Source organism: Pseudomonas sp. P116 (assembly GCF_020149425.1).
GTDB classification, from domain to species: Bacteria; Pseudomonadota; Gammaproteobacteria; order Pseudomonadales; family Pseudomonadaceae; genus Aquipseudomonas; species Aquipseudomonas anatoliensis.
The window spans coordinates 399,522-415,556 of record NZ_JACVHB010000005.1; the positions used below are offsets into that span (position 1 = coordinate 399,522).

At 59.0% G+C, this 16,035-nt stretch carries 8 protein-coding genes; 3 read left to right on the forward strand and 5 right to left on the reverse strand.

The genetic code is table 11. From position 1 onward, the window contains the following. Positions 1–209 precede the first annotated feature (209 nt). The 3 genes from ICA15_RS19150 to ICA15_RS19160 all read right to left on the reverse strand — a co-directional run bounded on the left by ICA15_RS19150 (position 210) and on the right by ICA15_RS19160 (position 7,756). Positions 210–1,574, reverse strand: coding sequence for a DUF3999 domain-containing protein (locus tag ICA15_RS19150; protein ID WP_150617464.1), 1,365 nt, complete (start codon positions 1,572–1,574; stop codon positions 210–212). Next, positions 1,571–5,143, reverse strand: a complete 3,573-nt coding sequence (locus tag ICA15_RS19155) for a DUF2339 domain-containing protein (RefSeq protein ID WP_210554344.1) — start codon at positions 5,141–5,143, stop codon at positions 1,571–1,573. The genes ICA15_RS19150 and ICA15_RS19155 overlap by 4 nt, the downstream gene beginning before the upstream one ends. A 162-nt stretch (positions 5,144–5,305) precedes the next feature. Continuing rightward, complete coding sequence (locus ICA15_RS19160; protein ID WP_210554345.1) at positions 5,306–7,756, reverse strand: glycogen/starch/alpha-glucan phosphorylase; 2,451 nt, start codon at positions 7,754–7,756, stop codon at positions 5,306–5,308. Positions 7,757–8,014: 258 nt separating this feature from the next. Here ICA15_RS19160 and ICA15_RS19165 point away from each other — a divergent pair, with 258 nt between their 5' ends. Beyond that, complete coding sequence (locus ICA15_RS19165) at positions 8,015–8,452, forward strand: YkgJ family cysteine cluster protein (RefSeq protein WP_042557215.1); 438 nt, start codon at positions 8,015–8,017, stop codon at positions 8,450–8,452. Between the two features lie 161 nt (positions 8,453–8,613). Here ICA15_RS19165 and typA read toward each other — a convergent pair whose 3' ends face one another. Then, positions 8,614–10,434 carry a translational GTPase TypA gene (gene typA, locus ICA15_RS19170; protein WP_042557214.1) on the reverse strand — a complete coding sequence of 607 codons (1,821 nt, stop codon included), beginning with the start codon at positions 10,432–10,434 and terminating at the stop codon, positions 8,614–8,616. Positions 10,435–10,573: 139 nt separating this feature from the next. Further along, positions 10,574–12,028 carry a tRNA uracil 4-sulfurtransferase ThiI gene (gene thiI / locus ICA15_RS19175; RefSeq protein WP_150617461.1) on the reverse strand — a complete coding sequence of 485 codons (1,455 nt, stop codon included), beginning with the start codon at positions 12,026–12,028 and terminating at the stop codon, positions 10,574–10,576. 327 nt (positions 12,029–12,355) lie between these two features. Between thiI and glnA the strand changes: the two genes are divergently transcribed. Continuing rightward, positions 12,356–13,762, forward strand: coding sequence for a glutamate--ammonia ligase (glnA, locus tag ICA15_RS19180; RefSeq protein ID WP_150604017.1), 1,407 nt, complete (start codon positions 12,356–12,358; stop codon positions 13,760–13,762). A gap of 128 nt (positions 13,763–13,890) precedes the next feature. Beyond that, positions 13,891–15,951 (forward strand): toxin-antitoxin system YwqK family antitoxin, encoded by a 2,061-nt coding sequence (locus tag ICA15_RS19185; RefSeq protein WP_210554346.1) that lies wholly within the window; start codon positions 13,891–13,893, stop codon positions 15,949–15,951. The last annotated feature ends 84 nt before the right edge of the window (positions 15,952–16,035 follow it).

Sequence of the window (16,035 nt, forward strand, 5' to 3'; positions counted from 1 at the left end):
GGGTGCAGAGAGTTCAGGTCGCGGGTTAAGCGTAGACCGGTTCGAGACCGGTGGTGCATGGCTGACGCCAACAGTTCGAAGATTTTTGCTGGCTGGTAGACCGCTATCGCGAGCAGGCTCACTCCTACAGGGATCGCATTCCATCTGAAGAAATGCGCTCCCTGTAGGAGTGAGCCTGCTCGCGATCGGGTGCGCAGCACCCGCCTTTTTCAGGATTTAGAAGGAGGCTTGCGCAACAGGCTGAACGCCATCGCCCCAAGAAACACCACACTCAGCAACAATACCGCCCACAGCCCGAGCTTCTTCCAATTGGTCTCAGCCACGGCTGCTGTGGTCGCGGTCGATGTCTGGGTAGCAACCGCGTCCCCCTGAACCGTTGCCTTGCCCAACGCCGCCAGTTTCTCCGGTTTGAAATCCGGAATAAGAGTCGTCAACGGCAGATTCGCCGTTTTCACATTCGGATTACCCAACGCCAGACTGTACGGGCCCTCCCCTCGAGCGAGGAAGATCACCTGCGTCGCCCGCACCGCGTATTTCAGGCTCGGCGCCTGCTCGCCCAAACCGCCGCCGCGTTCATCCACCGTCAGCTTCAATTGCTGCACGGTTTGCCCGTACAGCTGCAATTCGTTTTGCACCACATCTTGGGCATTCTGCGTCAGGCGATAGAGCAAACCACTGCTTAACGTCTGCCACGGCAGGCTGCTCTCGCGCCGGCCGGCCAAGGTTACCGGCGCCAGACTGTTCGGTTGTTTCAGCTCAACCTGTACCCGCTCGACATTCAGTCCCATCGGCAACTGCCAGGTGTATTCACCGGGTCTGCTGCTACTGCCCGCCAACGCTTGCGACCAGACCAACGGCAGCGGCACGTTACGTGGGTCGCTGCTTTTCAGCTGCGCCGAGGTCAGGATTGGCGCCGAGTTGGGCGACTCCCAGAGCAGTCGCAGATAACGCGCCGATTGTCCCGGCAAGGCTACGTTCTGCTGCTCGATCCGCTCATCGGAAAAGGTCAGTCGCGCCACCTGCCCCTCGCCCCACGGCTGCCAACGCTGCAAGTCGTCACTGGCCTCGATGCTGAAACGCTGGAAGCCGTCGCGCTCGCTGGTCCAGTCGAGGATCAACTGCTGCAACGGTGCCTTGATTGCACTGGCGTCGAGCAACCAGCCGCGCAGCACTTCCTCACCCGCCTCCAACTGACTGGATGGCTGCACCTCAACCAGCGTGCCGTTGGTGGTGGATTGCACCCGGACGTTGGGGGCGCGCTCCGTGGCGTCCGCGGCGTTATACAGCGGGAACCACTTCACTTCGTGCAACTGGCCGTCGTCGCGGGTTTGCGCCGATTCGCGGGCCAAGGCGTAGGCCTGTGGTTCGCCGGCAGCGTTGAACACGCGCAAGTCGCTGAGATCGGTCTGGCGCGCCTGCAATTGCGCGCTTAGCGGCAACTCCAGGCGATACCACGGGCCATCGCCCGTCACCGACAGCGGCACCTGCGTGGCGAAGTCCGCCGGTTTTTCCTGAGCGCCGGCGACCATCACCACACCCAACGCCAACCACCCCAGATTCAGCATGCGACTCACGATGCAACTCCTTCGGTTTCCGGGGCTGGTTTTCCTGCCTCCGGGTCAGCTTCGACGCGTTTGGGTGGCAGCGGCGCGAAGTAGCCCACCACCAACAGCAACACGCCGACGCCGATAAACGAGACGATCCGGGCGAGGCCGCCACGGTTGCTCAATTCGACAAAAATCAGTTTGGCCACCACCAGCGCAATCAGCGCCGCACCGATCAGCCAGACCTCGCGACGATGACGCAGGTGTCCGCCGATCATCAGCCCCAGCGCCATCAGCGTCCAGACGATGGATAACCCGGCCTGCACCAGCATAGAGGCGAGCAGTTGATCGAGTTCGAATGGAATTCCCGCCCAATGGTGCGCAGCGCGGGTCACCAACGCGGTGCAGAAAGCGAACAGCGAAACCCCGGCGACCAGTTGCGTGGCGTAATCGGCGTAGTCCTGACGGATCGACAGCTGCGAAACCGCACTGCGTGACCAGACATAAACGCCGAACAAGGCGAACAGTAAACCCAGCTCCAGCGGATTGAGCAGCGGCACGTACGGCAATGGCGCAGCGTTGCCATCGCTGACCCCGTTGGCCAGCCAGAACCACGCAAGCATCAACACTGCCAAAGGCGCGGCGGCATACAGACGATATTCGCGGGGGAACGCCGCCACCGGCCACGGCCAGTTTCGCGGCGCTGCCGCCAGCAACAGATACAGGCTCGGCAGAAGCGCCCAACCCAACCAGCGCCAGGCGTTGTATTGCTCGGACAACAGCAGCAAGCCGTAGCGCAATTCCAGCGCGAGCACGCCGATCAGCAGCCAGCAACCGAGCACATGGGCGGTGCTCAAGGCGCGTGCCGGCAGCATTGGCGCCAAACGGCGCAAGCTGAAGAAGTGCACAGCGAACACCAATGTCCACGCCACCCAGCCGAAGTCTGCCGCCGGGTGATAACGCGAGTGCCAAGCCGCCAGCAATACCAAGCCTGCCGCTGGAATCAGCAGCGTGCAAAGCAAGGCCAGCGCCGGCCACTTCAAGCGCAGCGACAGCAGCGTCCACAACAGAACACTCAACGCCGCCACCAACAGCAACAACGTCCCTTGCAGATTCACCGGTGCAAAACGCAGCACCTCACTGACCCACGCCAACGCCCACCAACCAGCGCCCCACACCAGCAAGACTTCGGACAAGCGCTGCAAACTCAGTGCATCAAACGCCGAAGCGTGATTGCCCAGTTGCAGGCGCCAGGCACCGATCATCGCCGCCAGCCCCAGCACCAGCGGCGTCCAGAATCCGCCATGGGCCAGCGGTTTCAGACCCTCGTCGGACAGCGGCCCGAGGAGCTCGGGGCCGGCCAGCAAAAACGCCGCGCCACCGATCACTTGCAACAACAGTCCGAAGACAAAACTCACGCGCTGCTGGAGGTACAGGCTCAGCCAGATAATCAGCAAACCGCTGGCGGCCCACACCGCACTCGCCGTTTGCCACGGCAGGACAAACAACACCGCCAGATTGATCAGCACCAGACCGGCCAGCAACACCACCGACAAACCGCGCAACAGGCGTACGTCGCCGCGCACCATCTCGTCGCGAGCGGCCAAAAGCATGCCGGCGATCAGCGCCAGGCCAATCAACGACGCACTGAGCAGACCGCTCCAGCCGGCGCTGAAGACTGCCGCCGAATCTTCGCCAGCGCCTTGCAGCCGCAGCAGGAACAAGGCACCACCCAGCAATTGCACGCCGAACGCGGTGAACAGGAACGTGCGCGATTGCAGCCGCAAACCTACAAACAAGGTCGCCAGACCGGCCAGTGCCCAACTGATCGCCGTGCCCTGAATGAAGAAGAACAACGGCGCCAATAGATAAAGGAACGTCAGGCCCAGGCACGCCAATACCGGCAGCCCTTGGCGTTCCCAAGGCGAAGCCTGTTCCGGCGTGGCTTTGCGCAGTTGATAGAAGCTAAACAGCAGCGCAGCGCCAAGCATCAGCGCGCCCAGTGGAGCACCATCGAGCAGGCTGCTTTCGCTGACATTCAATTGGCTGAGAAACGCCAGCGCTGAACCGAATTGCAGCAACAACGCAAAGGCCCGGGCGAGTGGTCGATGCTGACGCAAACCCAGCCAGAAAATCCCCGCACCTTCCACCGCCCATGCCGCCGACGTCCAGCGTGCATCCAGGCCCAGCGGAATCGCCAGACTGGCGAAAATCACCCCCAGCGCCAGACAGGTTTCGCCCAGCAGTACCGCGCGCCCGCCCATCAACACCTTGGCCAGCCCCATATAAATCATGCCCAGCGCCAGGGCACTGAATGCGGCGGCGAACTCCAGGTGCTGGACCAGCGCAAACTGCAAACCAAAGCCCACGATGGGTGGGCCGAACAGCATCGTCCCGTCAACGTAATCGCCCTTGCGCGCCGACCAGTGCAGCAACGCCTCGCGATCACCGTCCGCAGGAGCGTCGGGCATATCGAGCAATTTACGTCGGGCAAACAGCAGGCCGATGCCTAGGTACATCAGGAAGAACAGAATCAGGAATGGCTCGGTGCTCCACAGCAGTTCCGGCGCATACGAGCGCAAGCCCCAGGCGAAACCGATACCGAAGGTGCCGACGAAGCCGATCAGGTTGAGCAAGCGCCAGGCCTTGAACCACGCGATGGCGAGAATGCCGGCATTGAGCAATGCGAAATAACTGAACAGTGCGACATGGTTACCGGCGCCGGTCGAGGTCAGGATCGGTGCGGCGAAACCGCCCAGCGCGGCCGCTGCGGCCAGGCCCAACGCATCTTGCGTGATGGCGAGGATCGCCGAGAACACCGTCACGGCCACCAGCAAACCCAGCGCGGCGGACGGATCAAGCAGCGGATGCAAACGCATCGCCGCAAACACCGTCAGGTACAGCACCGCAATCCCGGTGCCTTGCAGCATCAACGCATAATTGCTGTTGCGCTGCCGCAGCCACCAGCCCAGCGCCAACAGCCCCAACGCCGCTGCCGCGACCCCGGCGTAACGCAATTCGATTGGCACCACCATGCCTTCGGTGGCGTAACGCAGCAGAAACGCCAGACCGAAGAACAACAGCACCACGCCGACCCGCAGTACGGTGTTGCCGCCGAACAGCCAGTTGCGTGCAGCGCTGATGCCACGCTCGATAAGGTTCGGGCCTCGGGGTTCGGCGGGTTGTTGTGGTTCAGGGGTGACGGCGTCCAGACGCCAGACATCGTCCGGCAATGGTTGGCTGGTTTCGCTGGCGACGGCGGAAATTGGCTCAAGTTCGGGCGGCAATTCCCAGACCAGTTCGGGTGTCGGGGCCTCTGCGACGACGTCAACAGGCTCGCTCACAGGTTCAGCGCCTGGCGTTGTCGCCGCATGAGATGGCGAGCCTTCCAGCAGGAACAGACGCTGGGCGACGCCTTGCAAGGCCTCCCTCACCTGTTCAAGTTGGTGCTGTTGCTCCGCCATCTGCGAGCCAAGCCGCACGATGCGGATCGTCTGACCAATCGCCAGCCCCAGCAGCGCACCCAACAGCGCATCACTGAGCGATTCGTCGAGCAGCCAGCCGAGCACCAGCCCGATCAACATGAACATCCATTGCATGGTCGATATCCCTAAGCGCGAAGGCCAATCCGGGAAGATTAGCGCAGCCTGATCGAAAAAGATCGCAGCCTGCGGCAGCTCCTACAGGTTATGTAAACCCCTGTAGGAGCTGCCGAGGCTGCGATCATTTCCGGCGCGCAGTATATCGAGCCGAGCGGAAAGTTACTCCAGCGCCTTCCAGATATCCGTGGCGTATTCGCGGATCGTCCGGTCGGACGAGAACCAGCCCATCCGCGATGTATTCAACACCGCCGAACGCCACCAGTTATCAGCGTCATGCCAATGCGCTTCGACGCGTTTCTGTGCTTCCCAGTAGGAGTCGAAGTCGGCGCAGACCAGGAAGCGGTCGTAGTCCACCAGCGAATCGATCAAACCGGTATAGCGTGAAGTGTCATCCGGCGAGAACACGCCGCTGCGGATCGCTTGCAACACATCGTTGAGGCGATGGGACTCCGCAATGTCCGGCGCAGCGCTGAACTCGTGGTTCTGTTTGCGCGCTTCGACCTGCTGCGCGCTGAGGCCAAAGATGAACATGTGCTCGGCGCCAATACGCTCGCACATCTCCACGTTGGCGCCATCGAGGGTGCCGATGGTCAACGCACCGTTGAGGCCGAACTTCATGTTACTGGTGCCCGACGCCTCGAAACCGGCAGTGGAAATCTGCTCCGAAAGGTCCGCCGCCGGAATAATGCTCTCCGCGAGGCTGACGTTGTAGTTGGGCAGGAACACCACTTTCAACAGTCCACGCACGGTCGGATCATTGTTCACCACCCGGGCGATGTCGTTGGTCAGCTTGATGATCAACTTGGCCTGGTGATAACTCGCCGCAGCCTTGCCGGCGAAGATCTTCACGCGCGGTACCCAGTCGATTTCCGGCTCTGCGCGAATGGCCTGATACAGCGCCACGGTGTGCAACAGGTTGAGCAACTGGCGTTTGTATTCGTGGATCCGCTTGACCTGCACGTCGAACATCGCCGCCGGGTTCACTGCGATCCCCAGCCGTTCATGAATCAGATAAGCCAGCGCTTTTTTGCTGTGCAGACGTTGTTCGGCAAAAGCTTTGCGGAACGCGGGTTTCTCGGCGAATGGCTCCAGATCCAGCAGGCGTTCTTCAGGGTTATCGAGCAGATCCGGGCCGAGGGCATCAACCAGCATCGAGGTCAGCTCGGAGTTGGCCTGGTACAGCCAGCGGCGGAAGGTGATGCCGTTGGTTTTGTTGTTGATCCGCTCCGGGTAAAGCTTGTGCAACTCGGAGAACACGGTTTTGCGCATCAGTTGCGTGTGCAACCCGGACACGCCGTTGACGCTGTGCGAACCGAGGAACGCAAGGTTACCCATGCGCACCCGACGACCGTTGTCCTCTTCGATCAGCGACACCGCGCGCAGCACGTCGAAGTCGTGAATGCCCTTGGCGCGCAGCGAATCGATGTGCTGGGCGTTGATCAGGTAAATGATCTGCATGTGCCGGGGCAGCATGCGTTCCATCAAACCGACCGGCCAGGTTTCCAGCGCTTCGGGCAGCAACGTGTGGTTGGTGTACGACAGCGTATCGACCGTCACTTGCCACGCCGCATCCCATGCCACGTCGTAGACGTCGACCAATTGGCGCATCAGTTCGGCGACGGCAATCGAGGGGTGCGTGTCGTTGAGCTGGATGGCGGCGTGATCGCCCAAGGTCAGCACCGACGTGTGCATGTTGCGATGGCGACGCAGCAAATCCTGCAGCGAGGCGGCGACAAAGAAGTATTCCTGACGCAGGCGCAGTTCCTGCCCGGCCTCGGTACTGTCCGCCGGATAGAGCACGCGGGAAATGCTTTCGGCACGAGCCACTTCGGCGACAGCGCCCAGGTGGTCACCCGCGTTGAAACGCTCCAGGTGCAAATCTTCCATCGCCCGCGCACGCCACAGGCGCAAGGTATTGACGCTCGCCCCACGCCAACCGACTACAGGTGTGTCGTAGGCAATTGCGCGGACGGTCTCGGCGGGTGACCAGACTTGCCTGGATTGGCCGCTGGCGTCGGTGACGGTTTCCACACTGCCACCGAAGCCGATGGGGTAAACGACTTCCGGACGTTCGAACTCCCACGGGTTGCCGAAGTCCAGCCAGTGCTCGGTCTGCTCCTGCTGCCAGCCATCGACGATGGCCTGGCGGAACAAACCGTGTTCATAACGAATACCGTAACCGTGGCCAGCAATGCCGAGGGTCGACATGCTTTCCATGAAGCACGCCGCCAGTCTGCCGAGGCCACCGTTGCCGAGCGCCGCGTCGGGCTCCAGCAGGCGAATGCGCTCCAGATCGACACCGAGTTCGGTCAGGGCTTCACGCGCCACATCGAGCAGGCCGAGGTTGCTCAGGCTGTCGTAGAGCAAACGGCCGATGAGGAATTCCAGCGAGAGGTAATACACCCGCTTCTGACCTTTGCGGTAGATCTGCCGGGTGTGGTCCATCCAGTGCTCGACCATGTGATCACGCGCTGCCAACGCAATGGCTTCGAACCAGTCATGGTCGAAGGCGTGATCAGGGTCTTTGCCCACCGCGTAGGTGAGTTTGGTCAAGACGGCGTCGCGGAATGCGGCCACCTCTGCTTCGCGAACTAGTGGTTCTTGAGTCATCGATACGACCTCGGGCGAGCGGGGAATTGTCTGAGCCTAGACGGTCTGACCGACGGCGGCGGCTCTGGTTCGGCAGTATTTCCGGAGACGGTGAGATGCCCCGGCATTACCTTGGCGAATGAGCTAATGAATGCAGGGGCCGTGCCGAATTGCTCGGCAAAATGCCTGCACGCAGAAAAAATCTGGCGAAAGGTTGTTCAAAAATCCACCAGTCCCGGTATGATCGCGCGCCCTGATGCACACGCCTGGTAACTCCCGATGATGAAGCCCAACCTGATTGCCGCCGCCGAGATCGATCGTCTCGATACGTGGGCCAAATATACGGCCCCGATGTGTGGCTCTTGTATCTCCAGCTGCTGCACGCTGCCGGTCGAGGTCAAGATCAAGGATCTGGTGCGCATCGGCGTGGTCGACGAGTTCGAACTGGGCGATCCGCCGAAGAACATCGCCAAGCGTTTGCAAAAGGAAGGCCTGGTCGAGCGCTTCAATCAGAAGTCGGGCATCTTCACCCTCCAGCGCATGAGCAACAACGATTGCTACTACCTGGATCGTAAGAGCCGCCTGTGCACCATTTATGACAAGCGCCCGGACACTTGCCGCAATCACCCGAAAATCGGCCCACGGCCGGGGTATTGCGCGTACAAGCCGAAGGAAGTGGTGCGCGAGCAGAATTTTCGGGCGATCGAGAAGTTCTAAAAATCAAAAGATCGCAGCCTGCGGCAGCTCCTACAGGGAAATGCGTTCCAATGTAGGAGCTGCCGCAGGTTGCGATCTTTTTTGCTTTTTACACTCCAGACAAACAAAAACGCCCCCGGTCTCTCGACCGGGGGCGTTTTCATTCAGCCTGAACTAATTACTTAGATCTTGGCTTTCTTGGCAGCGCGGGTACGCTCGCTTTCGTCCAGGATCTTCTTGCGAAGACGGATGGACTTAGGAGTAACTTCGCACAGCTCGTCTTCCTGGATGTATTCCAGAGCCTGTTCCAGAGTGAACTTCACTGGTGGAACCAGAGCGATGGTTTCGTCTTTACCCGAAGCACGCATGTTGTCGAGCTTCTTGCCTTTGGTTGGGTTGATACCCAGGTCGTTGTCGCGGCTGTTCTGGCCGACGATTTGACCGGTGTAGATCTCCTGACCGTGTTCAACGAACAGCTTGCCACGCGCCTGCAGAGTTTCCAGGGAGTAGGTCAGAGCCTTACCGGTTTCAACCGAAACCAGAACGCCGTTCTGACGGCCGGACATGTGGCCCGACTTGACGGTGTCGTAGCGATCGAAGATCGAGGTCAGGATGCCAGCACCGTTGGTCAGGGTCAGGAACTGGTTACGGAAACCAATCAGACCACGAGCAGGGATGTTGTATTCCAGACGCACACGGCCTTTGCCATCCGGCACCATGTTGCTCAGGTCGCCCTTACGCAGGCCCATCTCTTCCATCACTTTGCCCTGAGCTTCTTCAGGGATGTCGATGGTCACGTTTTCGAACGGCTCTTGCTTGACGCCGTCTACTTCACGAATGATCACTTCAGGACGGCCCAGGGCCAGTTCGAAGCCTTCGCGACGCATGGTTTCGATCAGTACCGAGAGGTGCAGCTCACCACGGCCGGAAACCTTGAACTTGTCAGCGGTGTCGCCTTCTTCAACGCGCAGAGCAACGTTGTACAGCAGCTCTTTGTCCAGACGGTCCTTGATGTTACGGGACGTCACGAACTTGCCTTCTTTACCGCAGAATGGCGAGTCGTTTACCTGGAAGGTCATCGAAACGGTTGGCTCGTCAACGGTCAGAGGCTTCATCGCCTCGACAGTGTCCGGGTGGCACAGGGTGTCGGAGATGAACAGCGAGTCCATACCGCTGACGCAAACGATGTCGCCTGCGAAAGCTTCTTCAACGTCGATACGGTGCAGACCGTGGTGACCCATCAGCTTCAGGATACGACCGTTACGCTTCTTGCCGTCGGCACCGATAGCAACAACCGGAGTGTTCGGCTTGACGCTACCACGAGCGATACGGCCAACGCCGATAACACCCAGGAAGCTGTTGTAGTCCAGTGCCGAGATTTGCATCTGGAACGGACCTTCACGGTCGACTTTAGGAGCCGGAACGTGATCGACAACCGCTTGGTACAGCGGGGTCATGTCTTCAGCCATGTCGGTGTGATCCAGACCGGCAATGCCGTTCAGGGCCGAGGCGTAAACAACCTGGAAGTCCAGTTGTTCTTCGGTAGCACCGAGGTTGTCGAACAGGTCGAAGATCTGGTCCAGAACCCAGTCCGGACGCGCGCCTGGACGGTCAACCTTGTTGATGACCACGATCGGACGCAGGCCGGCTTCGAAAGCCTTCTTGGTCACGAAACGGGTTTGCGGCATAGGGCCGTCTTGAGCGTCAACCAGCAGCAGAACGGAGTCAACCATCGACATTACACGTTCAACTTCGCCGCCGAAGTCGGCGTGGCCCGGGGTGTCCACGATGTTGATGTGGTAGCCGTTCCAGTTGATGGCGGTGTTTTTCGCCAGAATGGTAATACCGCGCTCTTTTTCCTGGTCGTTGGAGTCCATCACGCGCTCGTCGTTGAGCTCGTTGCGCTCCAGAGTGCCGGATTGACGCAGGAGTTTGTCTACCAGGGTGGTTTTACCATGGTCAACGTGGGCAATGATGGCGATGTTGCGTAGATTTTCGATCACTTGTGTATCTCGATCAGAGGATTCGGTTTGCTGACAAGTCTTGGCAGCGATTAGCAGTAGTGTCCGGCATGGCCGTTACAGCTTGACGGCGGTGTCGGGGGGCCGGTGACGCAGGCCACAGGCAAACAGCCCCGGGCACTTAGCTCGGTCGATAAACGCGCACATTGGCATGCCCCTCACTGAGCAAATGGTGGGCATGCAGGCGACTCATCACGCCTTTGTCGCAATACAGCAGGTACTGGCGAGTAGGGTCCAGTTCCTTGAAACGTGCGTTCACTGCATAGAACGGCATCGTCTGTACCTCTATGCCGGCAAGCTCCAGCGGTTCGTCTTCAGCGGCATCCGGGTGACGGATGTCGATGACGATCTGACCGGCCAGTGCTTCGCCGACTTCTTCAATTTGCAAATCCTGGCCCAATTCATCGATCACTCGATCAATGGCGACCAGTTTGGCGTTGGCGAGCGCACGCTCGAGCACCGCCATGTCGAATTCTTTCTCTTCGTGTTCAACGCGGCCACGCTTGGCGGCGGTCTTCGGATTGACCGAGATGACCCCGCAGTACTCCGGCATGTGCCGGGCAAAATCGGCAGTGCCGATTTCGTTGGCCGTGTCGATGATGTCCTGTTTGTGCGCGACGATCAGCGGGCGCAGGACCAGCTTGTCGGTCACGCAGTCGATCACCGACAGGTTCGGCAGCGTCTGGCTCGATACCTGGGAGATCGCTTCGCCGGTAACCAGCGCATCGATGCTCAGGCGGTCGGCGATGACAGAGGACGCGCGCAACATCATACGCTTCAATACGACGCCCATATGACTGTTATCGACTTTGCCGAGAATTTCGCCCAACACTTCTTCGAACGGCACACTGACAAATAGCACGCGTTGCGAGCTGCCGTACTTCTTCCAGATGAAGTGCGCGACTTCCATCACGCCCAATTCGTGGGCACGACCGCCCAGATTGAAGAAGCAGAAGTGCGCCATCAGGCCGCGGCGCATGATCTGGTAGGCCGCAACGGTGGAGTCAAAGCCGCCGGACATCAATACCAGCGTCTGCTCCAAAGCGCCGAGCGGGTAACCGCCGATGCCGTTGTGCTGGCTGTGAATGACAAACAACCGTTTGTCGCGAACTTCGATACGGACTTCGATTTCCGGCTTTTTCAGGTCGATTCCGGCGGCGCCGCACTCACGACGCAACTTGCTGCCGACGTATTTTTCGACGTCCATCGAGCTGAACGCGTGCTTGCCCGCACGCTTGCAGCGCACCGAGAAAATCTTCCCGGCCAAGGCCGCGCCGTAGTGTTCCTTGCACTTTTCGGTGATGTCGTCGAAGTCGCCCAGCGGGTACTCGTCGATCTGCAAAAAGTGCGCGATGCCCGGCATGCACATCAGGCGTTCGCCCATCTCTTTCAGGGCTTTGGCGTCGGTAACGCGGGTTTCCAGCTCGAGGTTGTCCCACACACCGTTCACCACCACAGCCGGGTCCAGATCGCGGAGCACGGCGCGGATGTTTTTGGCCAACTGGCGGATAAATTTCGTCCGGACAGGTCGACTCTTGATGGTGATCTCGGGGAAGACTTTTACGATTAGTTTCATGAAAACAGCGCGCGCAGGGCCAGCCGAAAAAGGGGGGCGCGGATTATAGCGGAAATTGCTCAAGGTTTAACCAGTTAATATGCAGAAGGTTTCGCACGCACCAAAACGGGTCATTTTGAGATTAAGACGCTACATTAGAGGGCGATAATTTCTGCATCAGGGCGCTTTGCACTTTAATAAGCGTGAATTTGGGGCAAAAAACCCATGCTGGGGCACTGGCATGCAATTTGCTCCCTTGTGAGGCAGGTTGCCTTGGCAGAGTATTCGCGCCGGCATCACCACTATTAAGGGCATCCACTACCCGCCCTAATTCACCCGGAGGACACTATGTCGAAGTCGGTTCAACTCATCAAAGATCATGACGTCAAGTGGATTGATCTGCGCTTCACGGACACCAAAGGCACTCAGCACCACGTGACCATGCCGGCTCGCGATGCGCTGGAAGACGACTTCTTCGAAGTCGGCAAGATGTTCGACGGTTCCTCCATCGCTGGCTGGAAAGGCATCGAAGCCTCCGACATGATCCTGCTGCCGGACGACGAAACTGCCGTGCTCGACCCGTTCACCGAAGACGCCACCCTGATCCTGGTGTGCGACATCATCGAACCGTCGACCATGCAAGGTTACGATCGCGACCCGCGCGCCATTGCTCACCGCGCCGAGGAATACCTGAAGACCACCGGTATCGGTGACACCGTCTTCGCCGGCCCAGAGCCAGAATTCTTCATCTTCGACGAAGTGAAATTCAAGTCGGACATCTCCGGCTCGATGTTCAAGATCTACTCCGAACAAGGTTCGTGGATGTCCGACCAGGACATCGAAGGCGGCAACAAGGGTCACCGTCCAGGCGTCAAAGGCGGCTACTTCCCGGTTCCGCCGTTCGACCACGACCACGAAATCCGTACTGCCATGTGCAACGCACTGGAAGAAATGGGCCAGACCGTTGAAGTTCACCACCACGAAGTGGCGACTGCCGGTCAGAACGAAATCGGTGTCAAGTTCAACACCCTGGTGAAGAAAGCTGACGAAGTTCAGACTCTGAAATACGTTGTACACAACGTTGCCGACGCTTACGGCCGCACCGCTACCTTCATGCCGAAGCCGCTGTACGGCGACAACGGTTCGGGTATGCACGTACACATGTCCATCTCCAAAGATGGCAAGAACACCTTCGCTGGCGAAGGCTATGCCGGCCTGTCCGAAACCGCTCTGTACTTCATCGGCGGTATCATCAAGCACGGTAAGGCACTGAACGGCTTCACCAACCCGGCCACCAACTCCTACAAGCGTCTGGTGCCAGGCTTCGAAGCGCCGGTAATGCTGGCCTACTCGGCTCGCAACCGTTCCGCCTCGATCCGTATTCCTTACGTCAACAGCCCTAAAGGCCGTCGTATCGAAGCACGTTTCCCGGACCCGGCTGCCAACCCGTACCTGGCTTTCGCAGCACTGCTGATGGCCGGCCTGGACGGTATCCAGAACAAGATCCACCCAGGCGATGCTGCCGACAAAAACCTGTACGACCTGCCGCCTGAAGAGGCGAAAGAGATCCCACAAGTTTGCGGCAGCCTGAAAGAAGCCCTGGAAGAGCTGGACAAGGGCCGTGCGTTCCTGACCAAGGGCGGCGTGTTCTCCGACGACTTCATCGACGCGTACATCGCGCTGAAATCCGAAGAAGAAATCAAGGTCCGCACCTTCGTACACCCACTGGAATATGAGCTGTACTACAGCTGCTGATCCGGTAGCGCCGCGCTACGCGGCGTGACAAAAAGAGGCCTCCTTCGGGAGGCCTTTTTTGTGCGCGCTCATCCATGGATAATCCGCCGCCTCTGCGCCGCGACTGGCGCCTTGACGAAGGGATTCGCATGAAGTGGTTATGGGCTCTGACCCTGATGGCCAGCCTCGCCAGCCAGACTGTTAACGCGGCCGAGTTTTATGAAAACAAAACGCTGGCTCATCCGCTGATTCAGGGTTTGCAGGAGAGCTCGGCCACTCTGGCATTTATCAAAGAAGCCGGCGGTGTCAAAGGCTATTACTGCGTATGCGACAAGCCAGAGGCTAGCCCACAACGGCTGGATGACTTCGGCCAGGCCTCGATCGAATCCGTGTTCCTGACGCAACTCGACAGCGAAGATCCCATCCGCCTAGTGCTCTTCAAGCAGCAAACGAAATACCGGATTTACGCCTACAAATACGACGCCAGCAGCCATTTCTACACACGCGTCACAGGACTGCAAAAAGCCCTCGACCGAATCGCCGAAAGCCGGAAGCGGCTCGACGCCCTCACAATCAAGAAAGCAGTGGCGCAGCTCACGCCGATCAACTATCGCTTCCACTACGAGCAATCGGGCATTCCCGAGTTTGACCAACTCGATCTCACCGTAGGAGCGCTGGTCGGTTATTTCGATGAACAGACCAAACCACTCGACATCAACACGCCCGGTACTGGTCAGTACTATTTCAAAAAAACCTATCAGGAAAAAAACGGGCGTTTTCTCACCGTCACGTTTTGGCGCGGCATCAATACGTCCCTTAACGACGGCAATCGCATGCTCTACAACTACCAGGTCAGCCGCATAGCCTGGGAAACCGCACCCGCTACTTTCAGCGGTAGCGAGGATGGCGATTCGGTTTCCTTCAATTTCGGCGAAATCAGCGGCCAAGGCTCATACGAAAAAGGCGTGCGCGTGGGTGTCTGGTATTTCGCCAAGGAGTCTAAATACTCGGCCAGCGGTCACTATGTGGCGGGCAAGCGACAGGGTGAATGGGTCGAAACCGAATATTCGAAGACCTTGACCGGCCAGTACGTTGACGGTGAACGCGAGGGGCGCTGGACGATCCTCGACGATGGCGATCCCGATAACACGACGACTGGGTTCCAGACATACAGGCGTGGCGTACTCGATGGCCCGAGTGAAGAAATCACTGGCACTATTACCGTGCGTGGCAATTTTATCAACGATCAGCGCGAAGGCCCTTGGGTGACCGAAGCCGGCACCGGTTTTTACCACAATGGCGTGCAAAGCGGTCTGTGGACGCTCAAGGCTGATAAAGGCCACAGCCAGACAGTGAACTTCGTTGCCGGCAAAAAGGATGGCGAGTTACGCGACACCGATGCCAGCGGTGTCGTGACGTTGATCGAGCATTACACGGCTGGCGTACTAACTGGCACTCGCGAGGGCTACAGCCCAAGCGGTAAACGGCTCTACTTGCAGTCCTACGAAAACGGCAAACTCGAAGGCCGATCGCTGGGTTACAGCGACGACGGCCAAGTGCTGATGAACGATATTTCCTGGCATAACGGAGAGCGCGAAGGTCCCTATCTGACCTTTCTGCACGACGGCACACCTGCCACAGTTGGACGCTTTGAAGCGGGGCGCTTTATCGGCCTGATGAAACGCTACGACGAAAATGAAGTGATCTATGAGGAATCCAATTGGTGCCGCTTCGACAAGAACGGCCCGACCATTGATCGCTGTGGAAAATTTCGTACGTTCACCCACGGCAAACTGACCAATGAAACGGATTTTTTGTTTGGCAGCAGCCAGGCCGAAGTCAGTTACGACTACAAAACCGGCAATAAGACCCGCGAAAAGATCATCGGTGAAAACGACCAGATCACCGTGCGCACGTATTACGAAAACGGCCAGATCGAATGCCAGAAAAACTCGGTGGGCTTCAGCTGGATGACCGTCAACCAACAACAAGTCAAAAGCTACGAATACGGCGGTGATCTGGCCGGTGAACAGCTTTGCTATTACCGCAACGGCGTGGTCAAAAGCCGGGCGTTTTACGACAAGGGGCCGGTCGGTTGTGCGATCCAGTACGACGATACCGGAAAACAAACCTACCCCGGCCCTGAAGGCTGCCCCAGCCCCGTAGCGCCCGTCGGAAAGCAGAAACGCATGCTCAACTTCAGCAGTTGAGCAACAGGCAAAACCGGGATGGTTTGTGTGAGCGGATGTTGTCTCCGTTAGGCTTACCGCCGACCCTGGCCTATGCTGCAAGCC

Coding starts and splice junctions, on each gene's coding strand:
- ICA15_RS19155 (WP_210554344.1), bottom strand. CDS start 5,143: ATGCAATGGATGTTCATGTTGATCGGGCTGGTGCTCGGCTGGCTGCTC.
- ICA15_RS19160 (WP_210554345.1), bottom strand. CDS start 7,756: ATGACTCAAGAACCACTAGTTCGCGAAGCAGAGGTGGCCGCATTCCGC.
- ICA15_RS19165 (WP_042557215.1), top strand. CDS start 8,015: ATGATGAAGCCCAACCTGATTGCCGCCGCCGAGATCGATCGTCTCGAT.
- thiI (WP_150617461.1), bottom strand. CDS start 12,028: ATGAAACTAATCGTAAAAGTCTTCCCCGAGATCACCATCAAGAGTCGA.
- glnA (WP_150604017.1), top strand. CDS start 12,356: ATGTCGAAGTCGGTTCAACTCATCAAAGATCATGACGTCAAGTGGATT.
- ICA15_RS19185 (WP_210554346.1), top strand. CDS start 13,891: ATGAAGTGGTTATGGGCTCTGACCCTGATGGCCAGCCTCGCCAGCCAG.